This is a genomic window from Candidatus Zixiibacteriota bacterium (assembly GCA_026397505.1).
Classification (GTDB): domain Bacteria; phylum Zixibacteria; class MSB-5A5; order GN15; family PGXB01; genus JAPLUR01.
In genome coordinates this window covers 29,330-45,851 of record JAPLUR010000123.1, presented here as the reverse complement: position 1 = coordinate 45,851, position 16,522 = coordinate 29,330, and the positions used below count along the sequence as shown (strand labels likewise).

Annotated in this window: 13 protein-coding genes; all 13 read right to left on the bottom strand. The window is 50.5% G+C overall.

Annotated features, from left to right (window positions below):
* Positions 1 to 532: 532 nt before the first annotated feature.
* The 13 genes from NT002_13015 to pilM all read right to left on the bottom strand — a co-directional run bounded on the left by NT002_13015 (position 533) and on the right by pilM (position 16,405).
* Positions 533 to 790, bottom strand: a complete 258-nt coding sequence (locus tag NT002_13015) for a hypothetical protein (GenBank protein ID MCX6830179.1) — start codon at positions 788 to 790, stop codon at positions 533 to 535.
* Between the two features lie 242 nt (positions 791 to 1,032).
* Entirely contained in the window at positions 1,033 to 1,716 is a 684-nt protein-coding gene (locus NT002_13010; GenBank protein MCX6830178.1) for a hypothetical protein, read from the bottom strand.
* A gap of 217 nt (positions 1,717 to 1,933) precedes the next feature.
* The gene (locus NT002_13005) at positions 1,934 to 2,923 is read right to left on the bottom strand and encodes a fibrobacter succinogenes major paralogous domain-containing protein (protein ID MCX6830177.1); all 990 of its coding nucleotides are present in this window, start codon (positions 2,921 to 2,923) and stop codon (positions 1,934 to 1,936) included.
* Positions 2,924 to 3,939: 1,016 nt separating this feature from the next.
* Positions 3,940 to 5,463 carry an aromatic amino acid ammonia-lyase gene (locus tag NT002_13000; protein MCX6830176.1) on the bottom strand — a complete coding sequence of 508 codons (1,524 nt, stop codon included), beginning with the start codon at positions 5,461 to 5,463 and terminating at the stop codon, positions 3,940 to 3,942.
* A 213-nt stretch (positions 5,464 to 5,676) separates the two neighbouring features.
* Entirely contained in the window at positions 5,677 to 6,690 is a 1,014-nt protein-coding gene (gene mtnA / locus NT002_12995; protein MCX6830175.1) for an S-methyl-5-thioribose-1-phosphate isomerase, read from the bottom strand.
* Between the two features lie 3 nt (positions 6,691 to 6,693).
* Positions 6,694 to 7,110 (bottom strand): secondary thiamine-phosphate synthase enzyme YjbQ, encoded by a 417-nt coding sequence (locus NT002_12990; GenBank protein ID MCX6830174.1) that lies wholly within the window; start codon positions 7,108 to 7,110, stop codon positions 6,694 to 6,696.
* Positions 7,111 to 7,115: 5 nt separating this feature from the next.
* A complete protein-coding gene (locus NT002_12985; protein MCX6830173.1) occupies positions 7,116 to 8,798 on the bottom strand; it encodes an AMP-dependent synthetase/ligase in 1,683 nt (560 codons plus the stop codon).
* Positions 8,799 to 8,904: 106 nt separating this feature from the next.
* Positions 8,905 to 11,004: a hypothetical protein gene (locus NT002_12980; GenBank protein ID MCX6830172.1), complete on the bottom strand. Its 2,100-nt coding sequence runs from the start codon at positions 11,002 to 11,004 to the stop codon at positions 8,905 to 8,907.
* 151 nt (positions 11,005 to 11,155) lie between these two features.
* Positions 11,156 to 12,457, bottom strand: coding sequence for a hypothetical protein (locus NT002_12975; GenBank protein ID MCX6830171.1), 1,302 nt, complete (start codon positions 12,455 to 12,457; stop codon positions 11,156 to 11,158).
* Positions 12,458 to 12,475: 18 nt separating this feature from the next.
* Complete coding sequence (locus tag NT002_12970) at positions 12,476 to 13,981, bottom strand: AMIN domain-containing protein (protein MCX6830170.1); 1,506 nt, start codon at positions 13,979 to 13,981, stop codon at positions 12,476 to 12,478.
* A 15-nt stretch (positions 13,982 to 13,996) separates the two neighbouring features.
* Positions 13,997 to 14,617: a type 4a pilus biogenesis protein PilO gene (pilO, locus tag NT002_12965; GenBank protein ID MCX6830169.1), complete on the bottom strand. Its 621-nt coding sequence runs from the start codon at positions 14,615 to 14,617 to the stop codon at positions 13,997 to 13,999.
* A gap of 11 nt (positions 14,618 to 14,628) precedes the next feature.
* Positions 14,629 to 15,348 (bottom strand): PilN domain-containing protein, encoded by a 720-nt coding sequence (locus tag NT002_12960; GenBank protein ID MCX6830168.1) that lies wholly within the window; start codon positions 15,346 to 15,348, stop codon positions 14,629 to 14,631.
* 4 nt (positions 15,349 to 15,352) lie between these two features.
* Positions 15,353 to 16,405, bottom strand: coding sequence for a type IV pilus assembly protein PilM (gene pilM, locus NT002_12955; GenBank protein ID MCX6830167.1), 1,053 nt, complete (start codon positions 16,403 to 16,405; stop codon positions 15,353 to 15,355).
* Positions 16,406 to 16,522 lie beyond the last annotated feature (117 nt).

Here is a 16,522-nt window from a genome sequence, read left to right as displayed (position 1 = left end):
TTACAGAATCATAATGCACGTCTTGGCCGCCTTCTGGGACTATATAAGACCATTCCGAAAGAATTCCCATGCCATCAACCGAATAAGGTCAGCGGCCATCCCTAATCTATAAAAGTAGGGTTTTTCAACACTCCCGAAGTCCTGCGGTTCCGCCATCTTCTGGGGCCGTTAAACGCAAGAATCTGGATGCTGGATCAAATCCAGCATGACAATGATCGGACTTTAAAGAAGGGTGAGCGGGCCGCACGTTACAGGCTTCTCGAAGTGTCATGCTGGCGGAAGCCAGCATCCAGGGGTGGCGCGGCCAGGGGTAATATAAGTTGTTGAATAATAAGCGATTGCAAATAGGCGAAAAAAGCGAAGCCACCATTATTTCATTTAAACCCATATATAACAATGGATTGTCAATTGGTGGGTTCGCTTTTTGAATTTTTTGCCCTTCTGACGGATGCAATTTACCCCTCGTAACAGATTGACAGTAAATGAAATGGATGGATTTGGGAAGGGTCGTCATTTTGGGTTCCTTCTCATTTTAAGGGGGTGAAATGGGGTGACCGCGGGAGGTTTTGCCCGAGATGTCGCGCTTGAGGCTGCGAATAAGTGATAATAGGACTTTATATTGATGTTTCTCCGGTAGTAATTGGATGGCGCGCATAAGATTGAATTTGGAATAGAGGCCATGTTTCAGACCGTTACGGCTGGAGCGGAATTTGCCCAGCGGGGTTTTAGGGCCGGTGGATTTCTGGGCGTTGAGACAGTTGGCGATGAGTTTTCTTTCGCTAATAGGCATATTCAAATACTCCTATAAATAGGGGTAGTGGGGAGAATCACCATCGGATCAATGGTAATTTTGCGAGGCGGGGATTGAATTGCAAGCGATTAGGAAGGAAATATTGGGAGTTCCGCGGGGTCTTAGGTCGCCGCCTTTGGCGGCGGGCGTGACCCTGCGGCAAATGGGCGCAGCAAGATTCCAATGGGCGCAGGGTCACATCCCGCCTGAAGTCGGGACAAGACCCTGCGCAACTTCAAAGCTCATTTCTGCCGGTAATCTGCCCCCGTTCCGCCTTTGCTATTTTCTCCCACACTTCGTCCGTTCGCATGACCAGTCCCTACAATCGATTTGTTGGAAGGACCTCCGTCGTCTATTCTGTTTGTGTTATCCGCGATTTCGTTTATTCTTGCCGCTTGCACAATTACCGTGTGGTCGGCTATTTGCTGTAACATCGGTGACGCAAGATCAAATCCCTTGAATACTACCTCATGTGAAAAAAGTTGCTTGCTGTCAGATAAGTGTCGCTCAAATTGAACTTGGATGGCGGGGCGATCACTCTCATCCAAGATTTTGTTGTCAAAGGTAGGCCGTACTATATGGAGGGCAACGCCTTCATCCTGTGCTGCAGCGCGCGCCCCTTGAGTGAAATCTATATTTGTGATCATCACACATTTGTGTGCCCTAACTTTTTCCCTAACTTTCTGGAGAAGCATTACTTCACCTTGGTCGACCTTTTCGGCTGTCCGCCACTTGGCATTGGCAATGTTGAGATATAGTGTAACATTATTGCAGATTTCCCAATATAGGTCAATTTGATGCCTGTATTCAGGTAGATCGGGACATCTGGGGTTAGGTATATCTATAGAGCGCACGTTGTCAATAGGTAAGCCTAACTCAATAGCAAGGAATCGGCGGCACAACTCTTCATATTGTCTACTGTTCACGGTTGCGACCTCTCTTGGTTTTGCAGTTCATTTCTCCTGCGGATTTGACAATCTTTGTATTTCAAATAATGCATTGCCATTGATGCCATAGAATATATGCGGCTCCATCAACCTGTCAAGTATTCATTTCAGAGATGTTTGGTCAATCACAAGATTAGGGGAAGATCAGTTACGACCTACGTGGCTACAAGGTTATCCGACGGAGTGGTAAGTCAACCTAATCCTTGACACAGCGAACCGACCAACCGTAGCGCTTATTGTCAGAGCCGCGGCCAACACCTGCTAGAGAGTAACTCAGGATTCGGTTCCAGGCGCTACTATTGTTCTCCGTAGAAGAACAATAGAGAGCGACGTTACCCACAGCGTCGTAATATCCATAGTTGTAACGGTAGCCGCCAGGCAACCCGGAAAAACCGCTTTCGTTGGTGGCGCCTATGTTGGGACTGCTCCAATGCGTGGTTCCGGTTTCTTTCATTTTGCCACCTGCAACTGCACCGCCACCAAGGTAATCAACTAACGTCTGCCACTCAGCATCACTTGGCACATGGCAGCCAGCAGGCGCTATATTCCGGCTGTCACTTACAGCATACCAGTTATATAATCTGCCATAAGTAGCAACATTATTTATATCATTATTATATTCGCAATAGGCACCGGTAGTAAGACCGCTCCATGTGGCATCGTAAGTCACATTGGGTATCGCTTCGCCATTACGATAATGTGTCACTTTCAGGTTCTCTGCCAACCACACCTGTGTACCAATCGTTACTGTTTGATATCCATTGCCGTCAATATCGATTACTGTACCTAAAGCAAATGTCGTAAATGCTACTTCATTGCCATAGCCAGTACCGACACTATTGGTTGCGTAAGCCCTTACATAATAAGGGGTACTGGCAGTTAAACCGGCTACGGAACTTGTAAAACCACCTGCCCCTACGCCATCGGTAGTCTTGCTGTCAGCAATAGTAGGTGTTGGACTTGCACTCCAGCATACGCCGCGGGCGGTTACGGCCGCACCGCCATCTGATATAATATTTCCGCCGCATTGTGCCGTTGTTTGCGTTATGGTGCTGACAGCGGCGGTCGTTAAAATCGGCACTTTATCATTTGGACTTACCGGATCATCGTCACCGCAGCTGACGAATAAGAGAAGAATAAATGCCGCCAATGCAAACAACAGAGCTACATCTGATTTCTTGAACATAGCTCTCCATTAATTTAATATCCTTAGTATTACATATTCCAACTTCGCGATGAACTGATCTTCCTCCGACAACTAGGGCACAATCGTGCTCAAAGTGGCGACACTCTCTTTCTACCATCATCGCCGTCAATGACTCTTGACTCAATCTCGGCGCCCGCCGGTGTGCTCGCGGGAATCAGTGTTAACTTAATAGAATCTTCCATTATGTCAATCATTAATATTCTCTGCGCCTTCCGACTGGTCCTTTGAGGGGTTGCCCCGACAGAATTGGAGGGGGCGGTTTTCGGGCCGCGTAACAAGAAAACTCCTTGTCAATATTTTCATCTTGATTTCGCATAAGCCCCGGCGGTACGGTCGCTTGTGCGATTCTCTAAGATTTCGCTTGGAATTAAGCGCGTCGATATGGAATTTAGAAGCAAATAATTATACAATATAGTGCAATTGAGATGATAAATGTAATTCTATCAGAACTTAGGCAGGCGGGGCCCAAAGTGGCGGCACTCATTGTTCTGTGGCTTATAGTAAATCAGACCCTTGAAATGATGGCAGAATCCGTCTGGCTGTGTTTTGCAGTATATTGTTCGGCGTGGCTTGGAGCTCTGATCATCTATCTTGTCCCAATGGATATTATATTTAAAGGACACTCAAGAATCCGCAGAGTCAAATGAGGATGTCAATTTAATAGGGCACCCCGAGATTCCAATAAGCGCAGGGTCACATCCCGCCTGAAGTCGGGACAAGACCCTGCGCAACTTCAAAGCTGAAGCCTGCCGCACACAGGCGGTCGTAAAACCGTTCGGGATTTTGCGCTATTGGCTGGATTCTGGCTTTCGCCAGAATGACATTTAAAGAAGTCTATTGCAGGAAGCCTAGTCTTCTGCCATTATCGCTCGATTAATGTCATGCTGGACATGATCCAGCATCCTGAGTTTTGTGTCAGCGAAAATGGTATGAATCTGCGCAAAAATAGGAGGGGCGTATGCCATACGCCCCCACAATACAATCGGGAACAGAATTTATCCCAGCGGGCCGATCGCTTTCTCCACCTCGTGCAATATCTCGCACGATTTGACCAGCTCTTGCATCCGGGTATGGTCGGGATACAGCGGGCGGTCGATATCGAGAAAAGCAACATACTTGCGGATCACCTCTTTGGCTTTGGTAACGCCCTGCCCGAATTTGTACTCGCGGAAATCGAGCGCCTGCGCCGCGGCCATGAATTCAATCCCCAGCACGCCGTACGCATTGTCGAGAATCTGGAAATTCTTGATGGCGGTATTCATCCCCATCGAGACAAAATCCTCCTGGTCGGCGGCGGCCGGGATCGACTGCACCGAGGCGGGCGCCGAAAGAATCCGCTGCTCCACGATGAGCGAATCGGCGGTGTACTGGCTGAGCATCAGGCCCGAAAACATCCCCGCTCCTTTGGTTAAAAACGGCGGCAGGCCGACCGAGAGCGCCGGATTATTGAGACGGTTCATCCTTCGCTCCGACATGACACTGACCATGGTTATCGCCGCGCCGGCCATATCCATCGGGAGCGAGACCGGCGACCCCTGGAAATTGGCGCCGGAAAGCTGAAGATTTTCCTCGGGGAAAAAGATGGGGTTGTCGCCGACCCCGTTGAGTTCGATTTCGACCTGCGCGCGGCCATAGGCGAGTGCATCATGAGCGGCGCCGATCACCTGCGGCGTGGAGCGCATCGAGTAGGCATCCTGCACCTTGCACTTGACCTTGCCCAGGGCCAAATCCCCGCCGGCGACACAGTTCAGAATGGCGCGGGCGCTTCGAACCGCCCCGGCAAAACCGCGCACCTCGTGTATTTTGGGATGGTACGGTTTCATATTGGCCTTGAGCGCCTCGAGCGACATAGCGCAGGCGATTTCGGCCTGTTTCAGCCAGTTCCGGGCATCATAGAGAAATATGGCGCTCATTGCCGTAAGCATATTGGAGCCGTTGATAAAGCCGAGGCCATCGCGGGCTTTCAACCCCGGTATAGGGATGCCCGCCTTATCCATGGCTTCCTTACCGGAAAGAAGCTCGCCTTTATAATAGGCTTGCCCCTCCCCCATCATCAGGAGCGCCATCTGAGCCATCGGCGCCAGATCGCCGCAGGCGCCGACCGAACCTTTCTGGCAGACAAAGGGAGTGACCCCCCGGTTGAGCATTTCGACCATGGTCAGAGTTATCTCCGGGCGGATCCCGGAGTTGCCGTGGGCATGCACATTGACCCGCCCCGCCAGAGCGCCGCGGACATATTCGATCGGCGCCGGATCGCCGATACCGGCGGCATGGTTGTAAACAAGATATTTCTGGAAATCCTCGACCTGTGCATCGTTGAGGACAACCTCGGAGAATTCGCCGATACCGGTATTGATACCATACATGATTTCTTTAGCTTCGATCTTTTTCTCAAGCATCGCGCGGCATTTCTTGATTCTCTCCACCGCCGCGGCGGGGAGCTCCACCTTTTCGTTATCTCGGGCGATCTTGACCAGTTTTTCGATGGTCAGGCCGGAACCGTCTAATTGGATAGCCATATATACCTCACAATATAAATAATTTCATGGTGATCAGATTTATAAGGAACGGAAATTGACAGATGACGATTACTCATCCTGCAGGCCGGATGAGGATTTGGGCTGATAGCGGGAGACGGACGTAACGCAATGATAGTAGAAGCAGTTTCCCGCCGGAGTTTTATCTATAATCTGCCAAAGCATGAAAGAAAGATATTCGGTTTGACAGAAAAGTCAACGTCTTTTGCCCTTGCTTATTCCCTTGTCGGAAATATAGGCGGTGACCAGTTCTGCCGGCGTGATATCAAAAGCGGGATTGTATACATTCACCGCAGAAGGTGCGGTTTGCACGCCGCCCCAGTCGGTTATTTCATCCGAGGCGCGCTCTTCAATGGGAATCTCTTTTCCGGAGGGAATATTATCGTCAAATGTCGATGACGGCGCGGCGACATAGAATGGTATTCCATGCTCTTTTGCTAAAACCGCCACACAGTATGTACCGATCTTATTGGCGAAATCGCCATTTTTTGCAATGCGGTCGGCGCCGACAATCACTTTAGTGATTTTTCCCTGCTGCATCAGGAATCCGGCCATATTGTCGCAAATGAGGGTGACATCAATCCCCTCCTGCATTAGTTCCCAGCAGGTCAGGCGCGCCCCCTGAAGGATTGGGCGAGTCTCATCGGCATAGACTTTGACTTTCTTTCCCTGTTCATGGGCGGTATATATCACGGCCAGCGCCGTACCGATGCCGCCGGTAGCCAGCGCCCCGGCATTGCAGTGAGTGAGAATGCAATCGCCGTCCTTTATCAATTCGGCGCCATTCCGCCCGATGGCGCGACACATCTCTTCATCCTCTCTGAGAATGGTCACCGCTTCATCCCAGAGGAACTGCCCCAGTTCGTCAATATCCTCACCCCCATAGGCATGGCAGATACGCATGATTCTGTCCACGGCCCAAGCAAGATTGACGGCTGTTGGGCGGACTGCTTTGATTTCCCCGGCGACATCAGCGAGAATCCTCTTAAGATGCTCGCTGTCGGCTTTGACCTGGGCCTGTGCCGCAACGGCCAGGGCAAACGCACCCGCAATGCCTATGGCCGGCGCGCCGCGAATCTCGAGAGTTTTTATGGCCCGGATAATATCGCGGTAGTCATTATATTCATGATATATTATCTCAGCCGGAAGACGCCGCTGGTCAAGTATTCTCACTTTAGTCCCGATCGGCTCTATGGTCTTAAACTGCATCGTTCATTCTCCGATTATTTGAAGGATTACCTTGCGGTCTCGCGGGCGGTTGTCAAATTCGAGGAAAACCACCTGCTGCCAGGTGCCAAGCTGCAGTTGCCCATTGACAAATGGTATATTGATGTCCGGCCCAACCAGGGCCGCCCGCAAATGCGAAAAACCGTTGCCGTCATGCCAGGTCTTATCGTGCTGACAGGAGACATTAGAAGGGACAATCCTTTCAAATAGCTCGGGCAAGTCTGCCAGAAGCCCCGGTTCATATTCTATCGTAGTCAGGGCGGCTGTGGAACCGGGGACAAAGGCGGTAACAACTCCCGAGCTTATTCCGGCTGCCTGGATTTTTCCGGCTATGGCTTCGGTTATGTCAACGATATCACCGTCACCGCGGGTATGAAAGCTGATTTGATCCGATTTCACCATTTTCGCTACCGGTATAGGCTCCGCTTGATTTTTCTGGAGGAGGTCTTCTCAAACTCCTGATAACGAACTTCGAATCGATTGATTCTCTTGTAATCGGCCAGACGGTCGTTAACCGCTGTCACCTCGGCATCAATAATCTGCTGAATCTGCTCCGGGCCGGGTTCCTGCCCCTGAACCTTTTCATGGGATTTTATCCTTTCCAAATCGGGCACGATAGCGGCAAAGATTTCCTCGCCCATTTTGTTGTCTTTCTTTCTGCCCAGAACGACCGATTCCAATATATAGGGCGACATAAGCAGGGCGTTTTCAATTTCCTCGGGGTAAATATTTTTTCCGGCGGCGCTGACGATGAGGTTTTTCTTTCGTCCTGTTATATACAGATGGCCATTCGAGAGGCGCCCCATATCGCCCGTATAAAGCCAGCCGTCCCTGATTAACTCCGCGGTAGCTTTGGCGTTATCAAGGTATCCGGGGGTATTGGATGGCCCTTTCACCTTTATTTCCCCTATACCTTCCGGCGACGGATTGTCGATTTCAACAGACAGAGCGGGAAGGGGCGACCCGACCGATTCAAATCTTATATCATGAGGGCGATGGACAGAGACGACCGGCGAGCATTCGGTCATTCCGTATCCCTGCAGGAAGTCAAATCCGACCAGATTGAACCATTCGGCAATTTCGGCCGGAAGCGGGGCGCCGCCGGAAATGAGCAGGCGTATGGAACCGAGGCCGGCATTATTTCGCAATTTCCGAAACAGGGATTTTCCAGCCCTGATTTTAAAATTCCACGCGAGTCTGCTGACCCCATAGAGCAATCGGTAAGTCAACCGTCGAGCAAATGGCGATTCCTCAATTCTCTTTTCAATTGTTTTATACATCTTCTCGAACAGAAGAGGTACCCCCACCATGCAAGTGACCCCATGATTCCTGATATCCTCAAGGATATCGCGTGATTTAAGCGACTTTGAGTAGGCTATCGTCGTTCCGATGCAAAGCGGGAGGAGAAAACCGCAGGTGGCTTCAAGAGTGTGATGAAGCGGCAGGACGGATAAGTATATGTCGTCGGAATAAAATTCAATGCAATGTATTATCGCCTCAATATTGGAAAGTATATTGCGATGAGTTAGAATTACCCCCTTGGGGTCACCGGTCGTTCCGGAAGTATATATCAGCGCCGCGGGGTCCTCCATACTCCTTAATTCGCCGATCAGTGGTACAGCCTTCGCCAATATTTCCAGATTAGGTGCGTTATCGGGTTCAAAACCAATCAATTGCGTGTCTAATGCCGACTGATTAATAATCTCCCGGGCAACCCCAGCATACTTTCCGGAACAGAAAATGAAACGGATGCCAGACATTTTAAGGATGTTGCGCAGTTCCATTTCTTTCCAGGCACTATCAAAGGGAACGACTATCCCTCCGGCGTTCAGAATGGCCAGATAGGTTAATCCCCATTCAGGACAATTCTCCGAAAGAATGCCGACTCTGTCTCCTGCTTTCAGCCCCAGCGACCTCAATCCGCCGGCCAGCTTAAGAATATAGCCGGCCAACTCGCCATAAGTGTATTGGCGGGATGTGCCGGCCTTCCCGAGCATTGCAATTTTATGGGGCTGTTTCCGGCAGCTTTCAATTATTGTCAAATGAAGGGAGGGAAGGATTTTTAGTTTCTCCGGATTAATCAACTGCATATGGGAAATCTATATGGCGGAACCCCGGACATCAAGCATTTTTCCCAAAATTAAAGGGCCATCCCGGGAATGGGATGACCCTCTCGAAACAAAACAGGAGCGAGATCTATTTGGTCAATGAAATTGTCTTGCTCAATGTTACGCTACCCCTCGGGTCAATATCCTGAACGCTGAGGGTAACCGAGGTTATAGTCGTATCGCTTGGGGCGTTGAACATGAAACCGGAAGCTTCCCCATACATATTCGTCTTTTGGGTTCCATTGCTGACCGTACCGCCGGTAGCACTCGCCACGAGAGTATGATTTCCCAGTAAATTACTCCAGCGATCCTTGATTACGACCGAGAACGGCACCGAGGTGCCATAATTCGCAGTCTGGGTTATATTCAAATTACAGCCGGAGTAATAAGCCGGACCGGTCAGAAGAGCGCAAGTGACATTGCTGTTTACAAATCCCTTATAACCCGAGTTGATATAGTCGATAGCGCCGATACCGTCATCTATGACTCCGGTCATGGAATGGTCATAGTCCAGGATAGTGGATGTCACGGTCGCTTTGACGACAGACGAGTTGCAGCCGTCTTCCACGACTCCGGAGGCTATCGCGACAAAATTGCTGCTAAAATCGATTTTGGTTTGGTCAGCCACAAAGTTCCCATTGAGATCACGGACTTCAACATAGAAAGTCGCCTTGGATTTTCCATCGGCCTGGAGCGAGGTCGGGAAGCCGACGAACCAGAGCGAGTCGGGAATCCAGCTGTTGATGAAATATCCGGAATCAATAAGAGTACCGCCATTGGTCTCGGCATAGACCTTCACAATACCGTCGGTGCCGGAGGCATCATAACCGGAAATCCATTCCGTTGTGGCCAACCCTTCCTCATACATGGTTCTGGCCTCGTGCGCTTTAATGGTCCCTTCATCGCAAGTGAAATAAACGGCGGTCGAATCGGCCACGGGATTGTGGTAGATGTCGGAAATCAGTGCCGTAACCGTAACTCGCTTATTGAGCCATCCCCAATAGGGAACATTACAGTTGGAAGCACCGACGACAATTTTGGCCGGAGGACCGGCATGGACCATAATCTGAGTAGCGTTTGAAAGAACCGTATCGGCATAGGCCCGAATGCGAACCGTTCCCGCGACCGTGCCGGAGGCGATCGGACAACTGGCCAGGCCGAGAGAATTGGTGGTGGCAACATAAGGGCCATACCCCATGGCGCCAAGATGCTCGCCGCCCCCAGGGCCATCGGTGATAATAAATGAAATCTGCAAACCTTCGGGAACACGGTTGCCGTTGGCATCATACGCCACTGCCTGGAGTAGAGAATGCTCTATGCCGCCGGTTGATTTTACGGCCAGGTGAATATCCTGTGCCATCAGGGCAATGCTGGCAATAGAGGCATCCGGAGTCAACTGTATTGATGTCTCGGCATCTCCCTGCAAACCGATGTCTGTGACAGTCGCTTTGATATAGACTGTAATGGCCTCGGTCCCGGAGGTATAATTAACCACTGCTTGACCATTCCCTCCCGATGTCAGAACTGTGGCGGGAATGATCCCGATCGGATCCCAGTGTCCGTTGGGAATGGCGTCATAGACCACGGAGTCAACGCCACTCGAAAAATAACCGTTATGGTCCACATCGACAAATTTTTCTCCCGCCGTCAGCTTGACAACGGTCGAATCGGGCGCGGGCTGAAGATTGGCATCTCTGATAGTTATGGTCACCTGCGAGGTCGAAAGCCCGTCGGCCAGAAGCAACGTGGGCGAAATGGCCAGGTCAACATTCCCCGAGCCGGTCTGCTGTCTCGGAGTGATATTGACCGAGACGCTCTTGGAGGAGCCTGCGGAGAGGGTCGCCGTTATAACTGTCCCGCCCGACTGGGTGGCCGTGAATACGGACGCAACGATACCATCCGCATCGGTAGTATCGACTGCCGGATTGAAATAACCGGCCGTCGTGGGTGTGGCCGTGAAAGTAACCACGCGATTGGGCAGCGGTTTGCTGCCATCGGAAACTTCCGCCTCCACCACGGTGGTGGCGCCGACAGTGATCAATGCCGGGCTGGCCGTCACGCTGGACACCTGCAACGTTCCTTCAGACTTGGAATCGTTTGAGGAGGAACTGCAACCGCCGATGAACATTATCATCAGGGCCGACAGAGCCAGAACAAGCGCACCGACAAAATGTTTTTTGAGTCTCATGACAACTCCTGTTTTTATGTAATGTTATGACTGACGATTCAATGAGAATTGAATTCTTTAATCTCCTTTATGATATTATCGGAATAATTGGGATTACTTTTAACCAAAAAAAACCCGCCCGAAGGGGCGGGTTGGGAATTATGACGGTATCTTACGGCGCCGTTTCGGCTATATCCAGCTCCACGATGGTCGGGGTAACAAAGATTACGAGGTCACGATTTTCAACACCTTTTCGTGTATATTTGAAAATGGCGCCGATAATCGGAATATCTTTTAAAATCGGCACGCCGACTTCCGATTCTTTCTCGTCCTGGGTCGTCAGGCCGCCAATAACCGCCGTCTGACCATTATTCACAACGACATTGGTTTCGGCGTTATTGGTATTGATGATAATACCGCTCGGGTCGGGCTGCAGAGTGCTTCGTTCCGGCTTCAGATGCATGAGAATCTGGTTTTCCGCGGTAATATGAGGCGTGCAGCTCAGAATCGTGCCGACTTCCTCAAACTGGATAACCACATTTCCGGATTGGTCAAACTGCTTGATAGGCACGCGCTGACCCATCTGAATGCGAGCTTCCTTATTATCAATAGTTGTAATTTCGGGATGAGCGATAATTTTGCCCTTGCCTTCGCTCACGATCGCAGAGATGGCGGCGTTAACATCCCAGCCTCTCTGTATGGCGACTATATTGTAGTTAACAAACGGATCGGTTACCCGGTCGCCGCTCTGCGTGGCGGTTTGCGAGATAGAGCGATCGCCGTCGGCATAAATCTTCTTTCCGCCGGCGGTCCAGTCGATACCCAGTTCATTAGCATCAGTGGAATAGATTTCAAGAATCTGAGCCGATATCTTTATCTGACGAGAAGGCTTATCCAATTCCTTGATGAAACTCACCACCCGATCGAGATTTTCGGGAACCTCCTGGAGAATGAGTGAGTTGGTGCGCTCGTCGGCATCGACTTTTCCCCGGGCGGTCATCAGAGACTTAACCGAGGCGACCACTTCGGCGGCGGCAGTATTGGCCAATCTTACAATTTTGACATCCAGCCGGGCCAGGGTTTCTTTTTCCATGTTATGTTTTTCTACTTCGGTCTGCTCCTTACGATAATCCGGGGCGGCCAGGACTCTAATGTAGTTGTCCTTTTCAAAAACCACGGCCAGGTCATATGTCTGCCCGATAATCTTCAGGGCCTGATCCCAGGCGACATTGCGGAGAGTAATCGTCACACTCCCCTGAACGTTGGGGGCCACAACGACGTTGACTTTGCCATATTCGGCGAGAGACCTTATGACCGTTCTTATATCGGCGGCCTGATAGGTGATATTCTCGATCGGCTGCGAAGGGTCGCCACTGCCGGTGATAGCCTGTGAAGCCGCCAAGCTGAACAGACCGACCGTCATCATGAGGGTCATGAACAGCCAGTCATATTTTCTTAATCTGGAACTAATCATATTCAATCCCGCCTTTCATTAATTATGACCGAGATAGAGTGCAATGGTTCGACTCCATCCAAATTCAAACAACTGGAAAAATGCTTTATCGCCTTCAATCCGATCGACAAAACCTTTCTGGACCTTGTCACCGGATTTGAGAAAATAGCCATAGCCGTCGAGATCTTCCAGAATGGCCCGGTTGTTGCCGGTGCCAGATTCCAGGATTCCCACCAGCCGCGAGGTTTCAACATCAGGAATCTTGTTTTCCCGAGATTCGTCGGACGGTCTCGCATCATCAATCAGGGTTTCAAAGGGATCCCGGAAAACGCCCGGGGCATATTCAATAACCATTCGCTGCGGAAATTCAGCGACAATGGTTCCTTTCAGCTTAGTTGGCATCGCCGGTTCGCGGCGAAAGCGCGAAGTCGATTTGGCGGCGGCAGAATCATTCGTTCCGGGGCCTTCCACAGCCGGCATATCGTCGGCCGAGACTCCTCCGGCCACAACGTCAGAGTCAAAATAGATGTCATCCTGATTGACCGAAGAATCCGTAATGGGCGCAGTACCAATATTCTTGGCCTCTGGTCTGGCCGGAGCAGGCGTCACCGTGGCGACAATCGGCTTTTTCTCTTCCTGCTTGACAGGCTGCGGGGCAGTCACGGGAGTGGTCACCGTTGGCGCGGGGACTGTGGTCGATATGACGGGGGGTTCTGTCTGTTTCTCAGACGGTTTAGCTTCACTCTGAGCTACCTGGGCGCCCGCCTGTATCGAAGGTGTTGCAGTCGGAACAGGTTTCCGTTCTTCGGCCGCCATGTCCCGCTCAATTAATGAGGATTGCTTCGGTTTAATGTAACGGGATTGGGGCGGGGTCGGCTGATTTTGAGCCTCAGACACGGTCACCTCTGGTGTGGAAATGACTGTCACATTCTCTTCTTCCACTTCGGCTGGTTTCGATTCCTTCTCCACGGAGGCGGTCACTACCGGCTCGGGGGCCGGAACCACAGCATTATTCTGAACTGTTGCCGGCTGAGGCTTCAAAGCTTCGGCTGGCTTCGCCTCTTTCTCTGCTGAGGCGGTCACTACCGGCGCGGGTGTTGGTATCGGATTATCGGAAGTGCTGGCCCATTCCGGGAAATCAGCGGTCTTGCTGTCGGGAATATAGAGACAGGCAAAATTGCCGCTTTTTTCTATGCGATAAACCGAGGGTTCTTTCAGGTCCAGAACGACTCGGACCACCTTTTCCGGCTTCACCGCGTACTGACTGGTTCTGATGGAAGTGACAATGGAAGGCGGCAGTGCGGCAAATATTTTCTGCCCCAGATTATGCACCGCCGGGAAAAGGTCGACGATGACCCGGAATGGCTTTCCATCTTTGGCATCCTCAATCTGATGCGTGAACTGGAAAGGCCCCGAGACATCTATCTTGAGGACAGTCTCGCCATTTGCCCGCTTGAGATGCAGCCGATCAAGGTTGACATCTGCAAACACGGCCGAATCGAGAAGCAGAATCGCTATTGACAAAATTAGATATTTAATTTTCATAACTTCCCCATCTCCTTATATAACCAGTTCCTGTAATCTCTCTTCCGGTTTGACAAAATAGGTAGAGAGGGTGAAGCTTGCGGTGACCGTAGGCTTTTGTAATTCCACCGCGATGCCTTCGTCATTTGTCGCCGGCGTGGCGGTGTTGCTCCCGGCAACAGCCTTCAGGTCAAGACCGGAGACATTGGCGATAAACGGAAAATTGGCCACATAGCCGATGAATTTGCCGAAATCGTGGTAAGTACCTGTCATTTCGATACTGAAACTGGCCACGTTATAGAAGCTTTCCGGTTTAATCGGTTGCGGCTCAATTTTGACAATCTTGGTCCCGGTCAACGATGAGGCGGTATGCAACTGCACCAGGAAAGAGGGTATCTGCTTAACTTCGGGAAGAAGCTGCTCAATTTCCTGATAACGCCCAAGCAAATCGGCATATTCCAGTTTGAGGGCGTCTAAGGACTTGGACTTCATCTCGACATTCTTCAGGTTGGTGATCATCGTCTCATATTCCCCGGTCATGCCGGCCAGTTGAATGTCATATTTGGAATACAGTCTAGTGTACCAAAAATATACCACCACAAAGAAGGCTACTATGCCAAGGGAAATCTTCTGAATTTTTGGGTCTCTGAAATCCATGGCGCCTCTCTTTAGTTTGTAATTTCCAGATTACTATCAGTTTGCTGAGCGACTATTTTTTCCAACTCTTCGTCGGACAAATAATGGACATTGCAGCTCAGTTTAAAATTATATGCCTTCTGTTTCCCAAAAGCGATTTCCTTGGAGTAAACCAGGTCGACATCTTCAAAGAAATTCGATCTCATCATCTTGATCATGAAAGAGGCCAGGGCGTTGAGAGTGAAAGTGAAGCCTTCAATCTCGGCTGGTCTGACAATCGGCCCGGTCGGAGCGGAAACAACGGTCGCGGTCTCGACTTTGGGGGGCGGCGCATTCTTGCCGGCCTGCCCCGGCTTAGGTGCGGAAACCGCCGGTTTTTCCGGAATTTCGACGAAACTGGACAGCCAGACAAATTCCGGAATGTTACGAGTCAGATCCTCTATAATTCTGACCCAGGCGCCGCGGTGACGATCCAACCGCTCCACCGCCTCCATGCGGTTGGTTATCTTGGCCTTGATATCAATCAGAGCATCGACCATCTTGATATCCTTTTCCAACTGGGCGGTTCGCGACCGGGCGATTTCCATCTGCCCGCTCAACTCTCTCATCTGATGCAGCTGATAGACCGTGACAGCCCCCAGCATCAGGATGATACCACAAACAGCGGCCGCGGCATAAATGCCATGTTTGCCCAGACTGACTCCCCCGGAACGTTTGAGGTACTGCTTGGGAATCAAATTTATATTTATCATAGCCCTACCTCACCTTCCTAATCGCCAATCCTACCGGTACGGTCAGAAGGGGGGCGATCTTTTCGGGAGACAGATATTGAAACATCTCGGGGTCAAAATCTATATTGCGCAGAGGATTGAGTATCTCCAGAGGGATATTCAATTTCGACTGCAGATATTCGGGAAGGTACGGCACCAGAGCTCCTCCGCCGGAGAGCACCAACCAGTCAATCTTGCTGACCTTGGCCTGCGTTTTGAAATATGAGAAGGCCAGTTCCAAACCGGAAATCAGTTCCTCAATTGAAGAGATAATGGTGGCCTTGAGCATATCCTGGTCGATGGAGTCTTTCATCTCCCCTTTCAGAGCCTTGCCGGCCAATTCGGCATTCAACCGGAATTCCTTCTGGATCGAGTTATAGATATCTCTGGTTCCGGCGGAAATGTCACGCGTCGAATGATAAAGGCCCTCATTGAGGTAAAGGACATTGGTGACATCATAGCCGACATTGACCAGAACCGTTGTCCGGGTAGGATCAATATCGTAATTGAACTCATAGGCATTCAGAGTAGCGAAAGCATCGATATCGACCACAACCGGCTGCAGACCGGCATCCAGAATCAATTCGATATAGGAATTGAGGAATTCATTGCGGGCAGCGACCAGCAGAATTTCGGCCTTCTTGGTCTCTTCATCGACCCGGATGACATGATGATCAAGCGTGACATCCTCAACATCAAAGGGAGAGCGTTGTTCCGCCTCAAAGAGTATGGCCTGTTCCGCCTCGGAACCGGATTTTTTGTCGATCGTGAATTTGTCGGTAATCACGCCGTATCCGGATATGGAAACAACGACATCCTTGATCCTTGGATCGACTTGATCGATAAGAGATTGAATATTGAATATAACGGCATCGCGGTCACGCACTTCGTCGGCCACAATGGCCTCGGGCGGGAGTTCTCGGATTCCCATCGCCGCAACAGCCAGCCCCCCCTTATTATGGTCAAGCTTTACCAGCTTGACGGAATTTGCACCGACGTCCAGACCGACGGTACTCTTGCTCCTTTTAGAGAATAACATAGGCGTCTCTTCTATTATTATGAGTCTTTTTATTCATCTTTATCATTTATCGTCAATAATTCCTCAAAATTAACCACCGGCAATCTGATACGAGTCTCCTCAACAATTCGCCTTATC